At 71.3% G+C, this 15,059-nt stretch carries 12 protein-coding genes; 6 read left to right on the top strand and 6 right to left on the bottom strand.

Annotated features, from left to right (window positions below):
• Nucleotides 1–68 precede the first annotated feature (68 nt).
• Nucleotides 69–1,373, bottom strand: coding sequence for an Nramp family divalent metal transporter (locus OO67_RS06565; protein WP_033297921.1), 1,305 nt, complete (start codon nucleotides 1,371–1,373; stop codon nucleotides 69–71).
• Between the two features lie 170 nt (nucleotides 1,374–1,543).
• Here OO67_RS06565 and OO67_RS06560 point away from each other — a divergent pair, with 170 nt between their 5' ends.
• Nucleotides 1,544–3,571, top strand: a complete 2,028-nt coding sequence (locus OO67_RS06560; RefSeq protein WP_078597671.1) for a serine/threonine-protein kinase — start codon at nucleotides 1,544–1,546, stop codon at nucleotides 3,569–3,571.
• Nucleotides 3,572–3,715: 144 nt separating this feature from the next.
• Here OO67_RS06560 and OO67_RS06555 read toward each other — a convergent pair whose 3' ends face one another.
• From OO67_RS06555 to OO67_RS06540, 4 genes are all read right to left on the bottom strand, one after another.
• Nucleotides 3,716–5,188 (bottom strand): GntP family permease, encoded by a 1,473-nt coding sequence (locus OO67_RS06555; RefSeq protein ID WP_033297920.1) that lies wholly within the window; start codon nucleotides 5,186–5,188, stop codon nucleotides 3,716–3,718.
• Nucleotides 5,189–5,342: 154 nt separating this feature from the next.
• Nucleotides 5,343–5,753 carry a RidA family protein gene (locus OO67_RS06550; protein WP_033297919.1) on the bottom strand — a complete coding sequence of 137 codons (411 nt, stop codon included), beginning with the start codon at nucleotides 5,751–5,753 and terminating at the stop codon, nucleotides 5,343–5,345.
• 6 nt (nucleotides 5,754–5,759) lie between these two features.
• The gene (locus tag OO67_RS06545) at nucleotides 5,760–6,518 is read right to left on the bottom strand and encodes an IclR family transcriptional regulator (RefSeq protein ID WP_033297918.1); all 759 of its coding nucleotides are present in this window, start codon (nucleotides 6,516–6,518) and stop codon (nucleotides 5,760–5,762) included.
• Nucleotides 6,515–7,573: a sugar kinase gene (locus tag OO67_RS06540; RefSeq protein WP_033297917.1), complete on the bottom strand. Its 1,059-nt coding sequence runs from the start codon at nucleotides 7,571–7,573 to the stop codon at nucleotides 6,515–6,517. The genes OO67_RS06545 and OO67_RS06540 overlap by 4 nt, the downstream gene beginning before the upstream one ends.
• A gap of 138 nt (nucleotides 7,574–7,711) precedes the next feature.
• Between OO67_RS06540 and OO67_RS06535 the strand changes: the two genes are divergently transcribed.
• Nucleotides 7,712–9,013, top strand: coding sequence for a type III PLP-dependent enzyme domain-containing protein (locus tag OO67_RS06535; protein ID WP_033297916.1), 1,302 nt, complete (start codon nucleotides 7,712–7,714; stop codon nucleotides 9,011–9,013).
• 40 nt (nucleotides 9,014–9,053) lie between these two features.
• On the top strand, nucleotides 9,054–10,679 hold the full coding sequence (locus OO67_RS06530) for an N-acyl-D-amino-acid deacylase family protein (protein ID WP_033297914.1): 1,626 nt from the start codon (nucleotides 9,054–9,056) through the stop codon (nucleotides 10,677–10,679).
• Between the two features lie 31 nt (nucleotides 10,680–10,710).
• Here OO67_RS06530 and OO67_RS06525 read toward each other — a convergent pair whose 3' ends face one another.
• A complete protein-coding gene (locus OO67_RS06525; RefSeq protein ID WP_033297909.1) occupies nucleotides 10,711–11,547 on the bottom strand; it encodes a siderophore-interacting protein in 837 nt (278 codons plus the stop codon).
• An 80-nt stretch (nucleotides 11,548–11,627) separates the two neighbouring features.
• Between OO67_RS06525 and OO67_RS06520 the strand changes: the two genes are divergently transcribed.
• From OO67_RS06520 to OO67_RS06510, 3 genes are all read left to right on the top strand, one after another.
• On the top strand, nucleotides 11,628–12,476 hold the full coding sequence (locus OO67_RS06520; protein WP_033297907.1) for a TetR/AcrR family transcriptional regulator: 849 nt from the start codon (nucleotides 11,628–11,630) through the stop codon (nucleotides 12,474–12,476).
• A 208-nt stretch (nucleotides 12,477–12,684) separates the two neighbouring features.
• Nucleotides 12,685–13,497 carry an arylamine N-acetyltransferase family protein gene (locus OO67_RS06515; protein WP_033297905.1) on the top strand — a complete coding sequence of 271 codons (813 nt, stop codon included), beginning with the start codon at nucleotides 12,685–12,687 and terminating at the stop codon, nucleotides 13,495–13,497.
• A 317-nt stretch (nucleotides 13,498–13,814) separates the two neighbouring features.
• Complete coding sequence (locus tag OO67_RS06510; protein ID WP_033297903.1) at nucleotides 13,815–15,026, top strand: pyridoxal phosphate-dependent aminotransferase; 1,212 nt, start codon at nucleotides 13,815–13,817, stop codon at nucleotides 15,024–15,026.
• The last annotated feature ends 33 nt before the right edge of the window (nucleotides 15,027–15,059 follow it).

The following is a 15,059-nucleotide window of genomic DNA, read 5'->3' as shown; positions in this document are numbered from 1 at the left end:
CCGACGATCAGCAGCGCCGCCGCTCCCCCGGCGGCGCTGCTGCGGCGTCACGGACGGGTGCGCCGCCGTCACCAGGGCAGATCGCGCACCTGTTGGACGCACAGCACGATGAACAGCAGTCCCGCCGCGCCCAGCATCCCGTTGCTGAGCCAGCCGTTGCGCCATTCGCGCGGCGTGCGGTCGGAGTTGAGCAGCCAGAGCAGGGTCAGGGCCAGGAACGGCATGAAGAACGCGCCCAGGACCCCGTAGCCGATGACCAGCCCGAACGGCTCGTCCAGCCACAGCAGCGTCATCGGGGGGAAGGTCAGCCAGAGCAGATACGCGCGGAAGGGCACGGACCGCTGCTGCCGGCCGACCTTCTCGCCGCTCGCCTTCTCCACGCTCACGCCGCTGCGGGCGGCCTGGATCCGCTCGACGAAGTCGGCGAACATCAGGCTCACGCCGTGCCACACACCGATGAGCGACGAGAACGAGGCCGCGAAGAATCCGACCAGGAACAGCTTCGCGGTGCCCGCACCGAAACGGTCCTCCAGGATCCGGCCGAGGTCGATCAGCCCCTGGTCACCCTTGGTCAGGGCGATCTGTGAGGAGTGCAGCAGCTCGGCGCCGACGATGAGCATCGCGACGACGAAGATGCCGGTCGTGATGTAGGCGACCCGGTTGTCGATCCGCATCACCTTCATCCAGGAGGTGTTGGACCACCCCTTGGCGTTCACCCAGTACCCGTAGGCCGCCATGGTGATGGTGCCGCCGACCCCGCCGATCAGCCCGAGCGTGTAGATCAGCGAGCCGTCCGGGAGCACGGGGAGCAGTCCCGCGAAGGAGGCTCCGACGTCCGGTGACACCCGGATGGCGACGTAGACCACCACGACGAACATCACGCCGATCAGGACCGTCATGACCTTCTCGAAGACGGCGTACTGGTTGAACCAGACGAAGACCAGACCGACCAGCCCGGTGATGATCGCCCAGGTCTTCAGGCCCGGCCCGTCGGGGAAGAGCGCCACGATGGGCAGGGCGCTGGAGGACATGGCCGTCGCGCCGTACACGAAGCCCCAGATGACCACGTACACCGCGAAATACCCCGTGGTCCATCCGCCCAGGGTGCGCCAGCCGTCGAAGAGGGTGCGGCCGGTCGCGAGGTGCCAGCGGCCCACCGCCTCCGCGAGGGAGATCTTGACGAGGCAGCCGATCACGGCCGCCCACATGAGGGTGTAGCCGAACTTGCTTCCCGCGATGAGCGTCGCGACCAGGTCCCCGGCTCCGACGCCGGTGGCCGCGACGACGATGCCGGGCCCGATGTAGCGCCAGCTGGATTTGCGCGGCCGGGAGCCCTGCTCCCCCGCCTCTGTGATTTCGCTTGTGTCCGCCATGTCGATCAACGAAGCGCATCGTGTCCGTTCACACAAGGGGGCGCGGCATACCGCCGTCATGCCCTCTCCTGTCGCGGACAGCTGTGGACGTTCCGTGACAGGAGGCGGCGGTACGCGGCACGGCTCCCCGTGGGACGCTGGGCGGTGTGGCGCTGGACGGGGGAAGTGGCATGGCGGGCCCGCAAGTTGATCCACTGGGCAGTGGGGATCCGGAAACGCTCGGCAGATACGAACTGCTCGGGAGACTGGCGTCCGGGGGCATGGGGAGGATCTATCTCGCCCGGAGCGCCGACGGGCGGCTGGCAGCCGTGAAGACGCTGCTCGCCGAGGGTGTGGTCAGCGAGGTGGACCGGCGGCGGTTCACCCGCGAGGTGGAACTGGCCCAGCGCATCGACAGCGCGTTCACGGCCCGGGTGCGGGAGGCGGACCCGCGGGCGGCGCGGCCGTGGATGGCGATCGACTACATCGCCGCGCCGTCCCTGTCCGAGCTGGTCCGCGCCGCGGGGGTGTTGCCTGCCTCGGCCGTGCGGTGGCTGGCCGCGGGCATCGCGGAGGCGCTGGTCACGCTGCACCGTGAGGGCATCATCCACCGGGACCTCAAGCCGCAGAACATCCTGCTGCCGCTCCCGGGGCCACGCGTGATCGACTTCGGCATTTCCCACGCGAATGACATCACCCGGACGAGTGTCACCCTGGGCACGATCGCGTTCACCTCGCCGGAGCAGGCCCGGGGCGAACCGTCGACCGAGGCGTCGGACGTGTATTCGCTCGGGGCGACCCTGTTCCATCTGGCGCTCGGCAGGCCCCCGTACCGGGCGGACAGCGACACGCTCGCCCTGCTGGCCCAGGTGCAGCAGGGCCGGCTCGATCTCGACGGCCTGCCCAAGGAACTGTCGACGCTGATCCGTCCCTGCCTGGCGGCCGATCCCGCGCAGCGGCCCGTCCCGGCCGAGATGCTGGAACGCTTCCACCGGTCGCCGGCCGGGCTCCCGGTGACTCAGGGCGGCGGCCGTTGGCTGCCGCAGCGATGGACGGATTTGATCACCGCGTACGAGCGTCACGGGCGGGACCTGGCGCGCGGTGCCGGGACCGGTACGGGTGACGCGGATCCCGAGGGGATCACGGTCGGCCAGCGCGCGGGTGTGGTCCCGTCGCCGGGCCTGACCCGGGAGTACACACAGGAACGCGAGCAGGCCGGGCGCGAGCAGGCCCAGCGGGAACGAGCCCAGCGCGCGCAGGCCGAGCGCGCGCAGGCCGAGCGCGCGCAGGCCGAGCGCGAACGGGAGCGGCTTCGGGAGAAGGAGCGGAAGAAGGCCGAGAGGAAGGAGCGGGAGCGGGCGGAGAAGCAGGCCGCCCGGACCAGGGCCGCCCAGGCCATGGCACGGCAGCAGGCAGCGAGAGCGTCCTCCGCCCCGGCCGGGGCGTCACGCCCGGCGTCCCGCAGGCCGCAGGCCCCGACGCCCGGGCCCACGCCCGCACCGGCCGGGAAGACGCCCTCCCCCCTGGTCTGGCTGGTGGTCCTGGCCGTCATCGCGCTGGTCTTCTGGCAGACCGGCGGGTCCGACAACGACCCGAGCTCCGGCAGCGGTGCCGGCACGAGCGCCGGCACCGGGAGCGGCTCCGGCACCCACACCGGCACGGACACCGGTTCCGGCTACGAGGCGCCCGGACCGACCCTCGGGCCGACGCCCGACGCGGAGGACCAGGCCTTCAGCGAGGTGGTGTCAGGGGACTGCCTCACCGCCCACGACGACGGGTACGGCGACTGGTCGACCGACACCCCGCAGGTCGTGGGCTGCGATGCCGACGACGCCTACCTCCGGGTGACCTCGACGGACGACGGAATCAGCTCCTCCGACTGCCCGAGCGGCTCCGGCGAGTCGTCCTGGACCCACTCCGGGTCGAGGACGGAGTTCAGCACCACACTCTGTGTGGAACGCCAGTTCCGCGTGGGCCAGTGTTTCGTGTCCAAGCGCGAGGGCGACCGGATGGTGGGGGCCCGGCTCATGACGGTGTGGAGCTGCGGCAAGGACACCGTGCCCGAGGGCTACGACGTGATCCTGCAGATCACCGGCCGCTGGCGGGCGGAGTCGAGCTACCCGCCCGGCTACTGCTCACAGCACCGGGACGACCCTACGTCGTACTGGCGTTTCGAGGTGGACGACGGCCGGACGGTGCTCTGCGCCAAGTGGGTCTGAGGCGTACGGACCCCAGCCCGGCTCAGGCTCCCGCCCGGACCAGGCTCCCGCCCGATCAGGCTCCCGCCCGGACCAGGACCCCGCCCGGCTCAGGCTCCCGCCCGGATCGGGCCGGGCGGGAGCTGGCCTGGTGCAGAGGAGACCCTAGATCACCAGACTCAGCGCCGCCGCGACCACGAAGCCGGCGACCGAGAGGACCGTCTCCAGCACCGTCCAGGTCTTCAGGGTGTCGCGCTCGGAGATGCCGAAGTACTTCGAGACCATCCAGAACCCGCCGTCGTTGACGTGCGAGGCGAAGATGGATCCCGCCGAGATCGCCATGATGATCAGCGCGAGGTGTGCCTGCGACATGTCCTGGCCCTCGACGAGCGGGACGACGATGCCGGCGGTGGTGACGATCGCGACCGTCGCCGAGCCCTGCGCCACCCGCAGGACGACGGAGATCAGCCAGGCGAGCAGAATGACCGGCAGGCCGACGTCGTTGAAGGTGTCGGCGAGGGCGTCGGCGATGCCGCTGCCCTTCAGTACCGCTCCGAAGATCCCGCCCGCACCGACGACCAGCAGGATGTTGCCGACGGGCTTCAGCGAGGCCGTGGAGACCGACTCGAGGGACTTGCGGGACCAGCCGCGCCGGATGCCCAGCAGGTAGTAGGCGAGGAACAGTGCGATCGTCAGCGCGACGAAGGGGTTGCCGAAGAACTCGATGACGGAGCGCAGGGTGGAGGGGTCCAGCGCGATGGACGAGAACGTCGCCGCCAGGATGAGGATCAGCGGGGTGCCGATGATCGCGAGAACGGTGCCGAGCGCCACGGGCTGCTCGTGCGGGGTGACGCCGGCTGCGCGCTGTTCGGCGACGACGGCGGCCTTGGACTCCTCGGCCGCCTCGACCATGTCCTGCGGTACCTCGACGAAGACGCGCTTGCCGATCCAGGCGGCGTAACCCCACGCTGCGAGGACGGACGGGATCCCGACGACGACACCCATCAGGATGACCCAGCCGAGGGAGACGTTGAAGAGGCCCGCGGCGGCGACCGGTCCGGGGTGCGGCGGCAGGAACGCATGGGTCATGGAGAGGCCGGCCAGCAGCGGCATCGCGTAGAGGACGACCGACTTGCCGGAGCGCTTGGCGGCGGCATACACGATCGGCGCGAGGACGAAGATGCCGACGTCGAAGAAGACCGGGATGCCGAAGATGAGACCGGTGAGGCCCATGGCGAGCGGGGCACGCTTCTCGCCGAAGAGATTCAGCAGGCGGGCACTCAGGACCTCCGCACCGCCCGAGACCTCCAGGATCGCGCCGAGCATCGTACCGAGGCCGATGATGATCGCGACGTGCCCGAGGATGCCGCCCATGCCGGACTCGATGACCGAGACGGCGGCCGACTTCTGGACCGTGCCGAAGAGTTCGGTGACGGAGAGACCGGCACCAAGGCCGACGGCTATGGACACGGCGAGCAGCGCGACGAACGGCTGCAGCCGGACCTTGATGATCAGGAAGAGCAGGAGCGCGATCCCGAGGGCGGCGACGGTCAGCAGACCGGGCGTACCGCCGATCAGGAGGAGGAGTCCACCGGTGTGGGGTGGCGCCTCGGGGGCGGGGGCGGCGGCGAGCAGCATGAGCGGTCAACTCCGTTGGTGACGGGGCCCTTCGGGCAGGGGGGAGCGCGGCACGGCGCCCCTCGGGGGAAGGGTGGGGCGCCGTGCCGTGAGGTGGGCGGTTCAGGTGGGCCGGCTCTCCGGGGGCGGATCGCCGGGCCGGCGGATCAGGTGATCAGCCGAGGACCGCGAGCGCGTCGATCTCGATGAGCAGTCCCTTGGGCAGGCCGACGTACACCGTCGTACGGGCGCTGGCGGGGGCCTTGAGGCCCTGCTCCTCGAAGTACTCGTTGTAGATGGCGTTCATCTCGGCGAAGTGGTCGACGTCCGTGAGGTAGACGCGCATCATCATCACGTCGTCCCAGCTCGCGCCGCCCTCCTCCAGGATCGCCTTGACGTTGGCGAAGGTCTGGAGGGTCTGTTCGCGCAGCGTCGGGCCGGCCGGGGTGGGGGCCTGGCCCTCGACGGCGGGCAGGAAGCCGACCTGACCGGCGACCTGGAGGATGTTCCCCTTCTTCACGCCGTGCGAGAACTTGGCGGGCGGGGCGGTGTGGGTGCTGGGGGTGAGGGCGGTCTTCTCGGTCATGGCGGTTCAGGCTTTCTTGGTGGGGGTGGTGCCGGAGTACTCCCGGCTGATGGTGTCCGCGGTGCGGCGCACCAGCGGGAGCAGGGTGAGGAGTTCCTCGGCCGTGACGACCACGTTCGGTGCGGACACCGACATGGCTGCGACGACCCGCCCGTCCGCGCCCCGGATGGGGGCGCCGATGCAGTTGATGGACTCCTCGTGGCCGCCGAGGTCGGTGGCCCAGCCCTGTTCGCGCACGACGGCGAGTTCCTTGAGGAAGGCACCGGCGTTCGGGAGCGAACGGGACGTGTACATGGGGTAGTCGAGCCGTTCGGCGATCGCGCGCCGTTCGGGCTCGGCGAGGTCGGCGAGGAGCAGCTTGGCGACCGCGGCGACCGTGATCGCGACGGGCTTGCCGATCCGTGAGTACATCCGCACGGGATAGCGGCTCTCGACCTTGTCGATGTAGAGGACCTCGTTCTCCTCGTACACCGCGAGGTGGACGGTGTGCCCGCACTGTTCGTTGAGCGCGACCAGGTGGCTGTGGGCGATCTCGCGTACGTCGAGGTTCTCGACGGCTTCCTGCGCGAGAGCGAAGAGACGTGCGCCGAGGCGGTAGCGCTGGTCCTCCTGGCGGTAGACGAGCCCGTGCTCGTGGAGCGTACGGAGCAGGCGCAGCGCCGTGGACTTGTGGACGCCGAGCCGCATCGCGACCTGGCCGAGGTCGGCGGGTCCCTGGGCGAGCAGCGGCAGGATGCTCAGCGCGCGGTCGACGGTCTGGCTCATGTGACTCGTACCTCCTCGTTCGCCCCGGGGGCGGCTGTCCAGCCGGGGCCGAGACGAAGTGTGCCCCAGGCCTCGTCGTCCAGGGCGGCGAGCCGGTCGGCGTACGCGCGGGGCGGGGGGCCGGTGAGGTCGCCGGGGACGGTGAGGACGGCGGCGGCCATGAGGTGGCCGTGCCGGGCCCGGTCGCGTACGGGCAGGTCGCGCAGGGTGGCGGAGAGGAACCCGGCGGCGAACGCGTCTCCCGCGCCGACGGCGGCGACGACGTCGACGCGCAGGGAGGGCACGGTGGTGACGGTGTCGTCCGCCGCGCCGCTGCCCGTCCTCGCGTAGACCGTGACGCCCTCCGCGCCCCGCTTGACGACGAGGACGTCCGGCTCCGGGAGGACCGCACGGATCGCTTCGGTGCCGTGGACGCCCCAGGCCTCTTCCGCCTCGTCCTCGCCGACGAAGACGAGGTCGCAGCGGCGGGCGAGGGCGAGCAGGACCTCCGGACCCGCCTCGCCGTCGCGCCACAGGCCGGGGCGGTGGTTGACGTCGAAGGAGATCAGCGGGCGGCCGTCGCGGGGGGCGGTGAGGTCGTGGAGGAGCGCCAGGCAGTCGGCGGAGAGTGCGGCGGTGATGCCGGACAGATGGAGGATGCGCGTGGCGAAGAGGTCCTCGTACGGGACGTTGCTCGGCGACATCGCGGAGGCCGCGGACCCTGCCCGGTAGTACGCCACCTCGTGGGTGTCGGTGGCCCGGTCCGCCGCCGTGCGGAAGTAGACACCGGTGGGGCGTCCGGCGTCACGGCGTACCGCGGAGGTGTCGACGCCGTAGTCGGCGATCGTGTCGACGAGGTGGTCACCGAAGCCGTCGGCCCCGACCCGGCCGACCCATTTTGCCCGGTGGCCCCCGGCTGCGAGCGCACAGGCGACGTTGGACTCGGCGCCGCCGATGCCCCGGCCGAAGGAGGGGACGTCGGCGAGGCGGCCCGGCTGCGAGGGCAGGAACGTCACCATGGACTCACCGAGGCAGACGACGTCCGCGGTGGCTGTCCTGGCTGCGTGTCCGGACACTCTGGGCTCCTCATGGTCGGCCGTGGGCGCCGGTGCTCACCATTGACCCGGCATCGGCTCGGATGTTAGACAGCGTTAAGCGATATGCGCAATGGCCGTTGCGGAGAATGCAACGATCACGTTCCCGAGGAGGATCCCTTGGCCGCCCAGCAGTCCGCCGAACAGTCCGTGACGGCCCTCTCCGGTGAAGTGGTCGACCACCGCTTCAAGGCGCTGCCGCCCGACGCGGAGGGGCTGACCGTCGGCGCCCTGGCGGCCGAGCGCCGCAACCTCTTCACCGGCGGCTTCACCACGCCCGTGCTGGCCCTGTCCGCCGAGTCGGTCGAGGCCAACCTCGCCCTGCTGGAGACGTACGCCGAGCGGCACGGCCTGGCCTTCGCGCCGCACGGCAAGACGTCCATGTCCCCGCAGCTCTTCGCCCGCCAGCTGGAGTACGGCGCCTGGGGCATCACCGCCGCCGTCCCCCACCAGGCCCGGGTGTACCGCGCCTACGGCATCCGGCGGATCTTCCTGGCCAACGAACTCGTCGACTCGGTCGCGCTGCGCTGGCTGGCCGGCGAGCTGGACGCCGACCCGGACTTCACGTTCGCCTGTTACGTGGACTCCGTGCGCGGTGTCGAGCTGATGGACGAGGCCCTGCGCGCCGCGGGTGCCGTCCGCCCCGTCGACGTCGTGGTGGAGCTGGGAGCCGGCCGGGCCGCCCGCACCGGCGCCCGCACGGAGGCCGACTGCGCGGCGGTCGCCGACGCGGTGGCCGCCGTGTCCACCCTGCGCCTGGTGGGCGTCGCGGGTTACGAGGGCGAGGTGCCGGACGCCTCCCCCGAGCGGGTACGGGAGTGGCTGCGCCGACTCGTCACTCTGGCCGCCGACTTCGACGCGGCCGGCCGCTTCACCGCGATGGCCGACGACGAGGAGATCCTGATCAGCGCGGGCGGGAGCGCGTGGTTCGACGCGGTCGCGGACGTCTTCGCCGAGATCCCCGCGCTGAGCCGGCCCGTGCTCAAGCTACTGCGCTCCGGCGCGTACGTCAGCCACGACGACGGCCACTACCGCCACCTCACCCCCTTCAACCGCATCCCCGAAGAGGGCGCGCTCCAGCCCGCCTTCCGCCTCTGGGCCCAGGTCGTCTCCCGCCCCACCCCCGAGCAGGCCTTCGTCAACGCCGGCAAGCGCGACGCCGCCTACGACCTGGACCTCCCCGAGGCGCAGGCCGTCCGCTCCGGCCGCGACGGCTCTCTGCGTCCGGCCACCGGCATCACTGTCAGCGGGCTGTCCGACCAGCACGGCTGGGTCCGCACCGAGGCGGGCGCCGAGCTGGAGGTGGGCGACTGGATCGGTATGGGCCTCTCGCATCCCTGCACCTCCTTCGACAAGTGGCAGCTGATCCCGCTGGTGGAGGCGGACGGCACCGTCACCGACTACATCCGCACCTTCTTCTGATCCCGGCGGAACCGCTCCCCCACCCCGAAAGGCGACCCCCATGGACCTGGTCATCCGCGACGCCCGCGTCGTCGACGGCACCGGCGCCCCCTCCTACCGCGCCGACGTGGGCATCACAGACGGCCGGATCACCGAGATCCGCGCCGAGGGCGACGGCCCCCGCCCCACCGCCGCCCGCACCCTGGACGCGGACGGCCTCGCGCTCTCGCCGGGCTTCACAGACATGCACGCGCACAGCGACCTCGCTCTGCTGCGCGACCCCGACCACAGCGCCAAGGCCGCCCAGGGCGTCACCCTGGAAGTCCTCGGCCAGGACGGCCTTTCGTACGCCCCCGCCGACGACCGCACCCTCGCCGAGGTGCGCCGCTCCATCGCCGGCTGGAACGGTGACGGCAGCGACATCGACTTCGACTGGCGCACCGTCGGCGGCTACCTGGACCGCCTCGACCGCAACTTCGGCGGCCAGGGCATCGCCGTCAACGCCGCCTACCTCATCCCGCAGGGAACGGTCCGGATGCTCGCCGTCGGCTGGGACGACCGCCCCGCCACCGACGCCGAGCTGGACCGCATGAAGGAGCTGGTCGCCCAGGGCATGGCCGAGGGTGCGGTCGGCATGTCCTCGGGCCTCACCTACACCCCCGGGATGTACGCGAAGGACGCCGAACTCACCGAGCTGTGCCGGGTCGTGGCGGCGCACGACGGTTACTACTGCCCGCACCACCGCTCGTACGGCGCGGGAGCCCTCGCCGCGTACGAGGAGATGGTGCAGCTCACCCGCGACGCGGGCTGCGCCCTTCACCTGGCACACGCCACCATGAATTTCGGCGTGAACAAGGGCAAGGCCCCCGAGCTCCTCTCCCTCCTGGACGACGCGCTCGCGACAGGAGCGGACATCTCCCTGGACACCTATCCGTACACCCCCGGCTGCACGACCCTCGTGGCCATGCTGCCCAGTTGGTCCAGCGAGGGCGGGCCCGAGTCGATCCTGACCCGGCTCGCGGACGAGGCGACGGCCGAACGGATCCGCCACCACATGGAGGTCCTCGGATCCGACGGCTGCCACGGCGTGCCCATCGAGTGGGACACGATCGAGATCTCCGGCGTCGGCTCACCCGAACTGTCCGGCTACGTCGGCCGTACGGTGGCCGAGTCCGCCCGGATGCGCGGCGAGGAGCCCTGGGTGACGGCCCGCCGACTACTCGTCGAGGACCGGCTGGGTACGACGATCCTCCAGCACGTCGGCCATGAGGAGAACGTCCAGCAGATCATGCGCCACCGGGTGCACACCGGCGGCAGCGACGGCATTCTCCAGGGCGACAAGCCGCACCCTCGCGCATACGGCACGTTCCCCCAGTACCTCGGCCGGTACGTGAGGGAGCTGGGCATCCTCACGCTGGAGGAATGCGTCGCCCACCTCACGTCCCGCCCCGCCGCCCGCCTGCGCCTGCCGGACCGCGGGTACGTCCGCGAGGGCTACCGCGCGGACCTGGTCCTCTTCGACCCGGCCACCGTCGCTGCCGGCTCGACCTTCGACGAGCCGCGCACCCTCCCGGTGGGCATCCCGCACGTCCTGATCGACGGCCGATTCGTCATCGAGGACGGCAGGCGGACGTCGACCCTGGCCGGCCGCTCCGTGCGGAGCACAGGCGCCGCCCGACACCGATAACGCCCGGCGAGAGGCCGAGGGCCGAGGTCCCCTACCCCGCCTGCTCCGCCGCCCAGGCGAGGTCCTCCTCGGTCGGGGCGTCGTCCTGGGTGAGGCTGCGCCGCCAGTAGCCGCTGAACTCGACGGCCTCCTTGGGGAGTCGCCGGTCCTCGACGAGATGGCGGCGCAGCGCCCGTATCGCCCCGGCCTCCCCGGCGAGCCAGGCCGCACCGGCCCCGTCCCCCGGGAGCGCCGCGGCGCGGACAGCGTCCACCAGTGAGCCGCCTTGGTCACGATGCACCCAGTGCACGGTCAGGTCCGCGGCGGACGCGAACTCCTGCTCCTCATCGGCGTCGGCGACTTCGCCGTACACATACGCCCGCATCCCGGCCGGCAGGTCGGCGAGCAGGGTCGCCACGGCGGGCAGGGCCGCCTCGTCGCCTGCGAGCAGCAGCCACTCGGAGGCGGGCAGCGGTCTGGCGTACGCCGAGGAGGGGCCGACCATGCCGAGCACGTCGCCGGTCCGGGCCGCCCTCCCCCAGCGTGCCGCGGGGCCCGTGTCGCCGTGCAGCACGAAGTCCACGGTCATCGCGTTCCGTGCGCGGTCGTAGGCACGCACGGTGAACCCCCGCATCCAGGGACGCTCCGCCTCCGGAATAGCGAGATACGCCTCGTACCACCGCATGCCGTACGTGTCGTCGGCGTCCTGTTCGGGGAGGCGGGGAACGCGCTGCCCCGACCGCGGGAAGCAGAGCTTCATCTGCTGGTCCGGCCGGTCCTCCATCAGCTCGGGCAGCGCCTCTCCGGTGAAGGTGACACGCGCCGTGCGGGGTGTAGGGCGCTCCACACCCGTGACCCGCACATACGAAACAGGCAGCGCCTGACTCATGGGACGACCCCCACTCCTGATATCTTTACGCCGTAAGGAGTTACCTCGAAGACATTACTTTATGCCGTAAGGAGTCGCAAGTGGTGGTTTTTGCCGGGCAGGGCGACGCCCGCCGCTCCATGGATCTGCTGTGGCGCACGGAGGGCGACCCGCCCTCCCAGGGCGGTCCGGGCCCCCGGCCCGCCCTGAGTGTCGACGCGATCGTGGCCGCAGCCGTCGCGATCGCCGACACGCAGGGCATGGCCGCGCTGTCGATGCGCGCGGTGGGCGAGCGGCTGGGCCGGACGGCGATGGCGCTCTACACCTACGTCCCCGGCAAGAGCGAGCTGCTGGACGTGATGTACGACGCGGTGCACGCCGAGCTGCCGGACCCGGCGGGGAGCGGGGACTGGCGGGAGGACCTCACCACCTGGGCGGGGTCGGCCCTGGACTTCTACGTCCGCCACCCGTGGGTCCTCCAGATCTCTCAGGCCCGGCCGGTCCTGGGCCCCCACGAGTACGCCGCCCTCGACACCCTCGTACGCCTGCTGTACGGGACCGGGCTGGACCCGCGCGTCGTGCGCCGGCTGACCGGCACCCTGTTCCACTTCGTGCGCGGGGCCGCGCAGACGGTCGCCGACGCGCGTCGCGCCGCGGCGGCGACCGGCCTGTCGGACGAGGAGTGGTGGACGGACCGCGCCGGGCTGCTCGCCGAGGTGGCCCCCGACTTCGAAGACCGCTTCCCGCATGTGAGCCGCCTGGAGAGCGAGAGCTCCCCCGAGCCGTACCAGGACCAGGGCACGGACACGGACACGGACGCAGACACGGACGCCGGGGAGCACGTCCCGTATCTGGAGCGGGAGGCCAGGCGGACGTTCACGACCGGTCTCGGCGTACTGCTCGACGGCATCGCGGCAGCGGGCGCGGCACGGACCGCCCCGGCGCGGTGACGACGCACCGGCCGACGGCGTGGACGGTGTGCACGCACGGCGGCGCACGCCGAGATCGGGGCCATGGAGCCCGTCGCGCACGCCGAGATCGGGGCCCTGGAGCCCGGCGCGCACGCCGCGACTCGACGCACGCGGGCCGCGTTCCCCTTGTCTCCTGCACCGTCAGGGCATGTGAGAAACCCCTGAGGCGTCTGCGTAGTGTCGGGGTATGACACTCGACCTCGACGCCTACTTCGCCCGCATCGGCTGGTCCGGGGAGCGCCGCCCCACCGTGGAGGTGCTGCGGTCAGTGCACCGCGCCCACACGCTGGGCATCCCGTTCGAGAATCTGGAACCCGTCCTCGGCACCGCCCCGTCCCTCGCGCTCCCGGACCTGGAGCGCAAGCTGGTCCGCAGCGAGCGTGGCGGGTACTGCTACGAGCACAACACCCTCCTCGCCGCAGCCCTGACCCAGCTCGGATTCCGGGTGACGCTGCTGACCGCGCGGGTGGTGCTGGGAGCCGCGCCCGGTGACATCCGGCCCCGCACCCACATGCTGCTGCAGGTGGACGTCGAGGGGGACTCCACGCCCTGGCTGGCGGACGTCGGCTTCGGCGCGCACGGCGCGCTGATGGAACCGATCCCGCTGGTGGCGGACGCCGAGCTGCTCGACACCCCGCGCCGCCACCGGCTCGTGCACGCCCCGCACGACGGTCCGCTGGAGATGTGGGAACTGCAGACGGACAAGGGCGGTTACTGGGAGCCGCAGTACGAATTCACCCTGGAGCCGTTCGAGTCCCCGGACTACGAGGTCATCAACTGGTACGTCGCGACGCACCCGCGTTCGCCCTTCCGGCAGGCGGTGTACGCCCAGCGCACCCTGCCGGGCCTGCACCGGTCGCTGTCCGGGCGGACGCTCGTGGAGACCGCCGACGACGGCACGGTCGAGGAGCGGGAGCTGAGCGACTCCGCCGAGGTGCTGCGCGTGCTGGCCGATGACTTCGGCGTACACCCTCCCGAGGGGGCCGTTCTGCCCGGCTGACCCAGGACCCGCTCCCGGCTGACCCGGGGCCCGCTCCCCGTCGGCGCCCCGGCGCGAGCGCACGCGGGCAGGGCGTGACGGGCTCCGGCGGGGGCGTGTCCGGCCGGTTACGCGCCCCCGCGTGGCGCATCTCACCCGGTCCGGCGCCTCACGCCCGCTTTCCAAGCCGCGGCGCCGCCCCGACCGGCCGTTCCCACGGTTCACGGCCGGGGCGGCATGCCGATGGAAGACCCGGCGCACGGTCGCGCGGCCCCGGAGGGAGCAACCGGTGCGCGAACTGGGCGCACCCCGCGAAACGCGGTCGTAAGCTCGCAGACATGCAGGTCATCCAGTCCACGAAGCTCTCCGGCGTCTGTTACGAAATCCGCGGCCCCGTGCTCGAGGAAGCGATGCGGCTCGAAGCCGCTGGTCATCGCATCCTCAAGCTCAACACGGGCAACCCCGCGGCGTTCGGGTTCGAGTGCCCGCCGGAGATTCTCGAAGACATCCTGCGCAACCTGTCGGGCGCGCACGGCTACGGCGACGCGAAGGGCCTGCTGTCCGCGCGCCGTGCGGTGATGCAGCACTACCAGACCAAGGGGATCGACCTCGACGTCGAGGACGTCTACCTCGGTAACGGCGTCTCCGAGCTGATCCAGATGTCGATGCAGGCGCTGCTCGACGACGGCGACGAGGTCCTCGTGCCCGCTCCGGACTACCCGCTGTGGACGGCCTCGGTCTCGCTGGCCGGCGGTACGGCCGTCCACTACAGGTGCGACGAGCAGGCCGACTGGATGCCTGACCTCGCCGACATCGAGCGGAAGATCACCGACCGCACCAAGGCGCTCGTGATCATCAACCCGAACAACCCGACCGGGGCGGTCTACGACGACGAGATGCTGCGCGGGCTGACGGAGATCGCCCGGCGCCACAACCTGGTCGTCTGCTCCGACGAGATCTACGACCGGATCCTCTACGACGGCGCGACGCACACCCCGACCGCCGCCATCGCGCCGGATCTGATGGTGCTCACCTTCAACGGGCTGTCCAAGAACTACCGGATCGCGGGATACCGCTCGGGCTGGATGGCCGTCTGCGGTCCGAAGGCGCACGCGTCCTCGTACATCGAGGGTCTCACCGTCCTGGCCAACATGCGCCTGTGTGCCAACATGCCCGCGCAGCACGCGGTGGCCACGGCGCTCGGAGGACGGCAGTCGATCAACGAGCTGGTGCTGCCGGGCGGGCGGATCCTGGAGCAGCGGGACGTCGCGTACGACCTGCTGACGCAGATTCCCGGCGTGACCTGCGTGAAGCCGAAGGGGGCCCTGTACCTCTTCCCGAAGCTCGATCCCAAGGTGTTCAAGATCAAGGACGACCGGCAGATGGTGCTCGACCTGCTGCGGGCCGAGAAGATCATGGTGGTGCAGGGCACGGGCTTCAACTGGCCGGAACCCGATCACTTCCGGGTGGTGACGCTGCCGCCCGCCAAGGATCTCACCGACGCGGTGACACGGATCGGGAACTTCCTGGACGGGTACAGCCAGCCCTGAGCGACGAAGATCTTTCGGACCCGACACAACTTT

This window comes from Streptomyces atroolivaceus (assembly GCF_000717025.1).
Lineage (GTDB): Bacteria > Actinomycetota > Actinomycetes > Streptomycetales > Streptomycetaceae > Streptomyces > Streptomyces atroolivaceus.
Note: the sequence above shows the minus strand (reverse complement) of the source record. Positions and strands in the feature narration are given on the sequence as shown.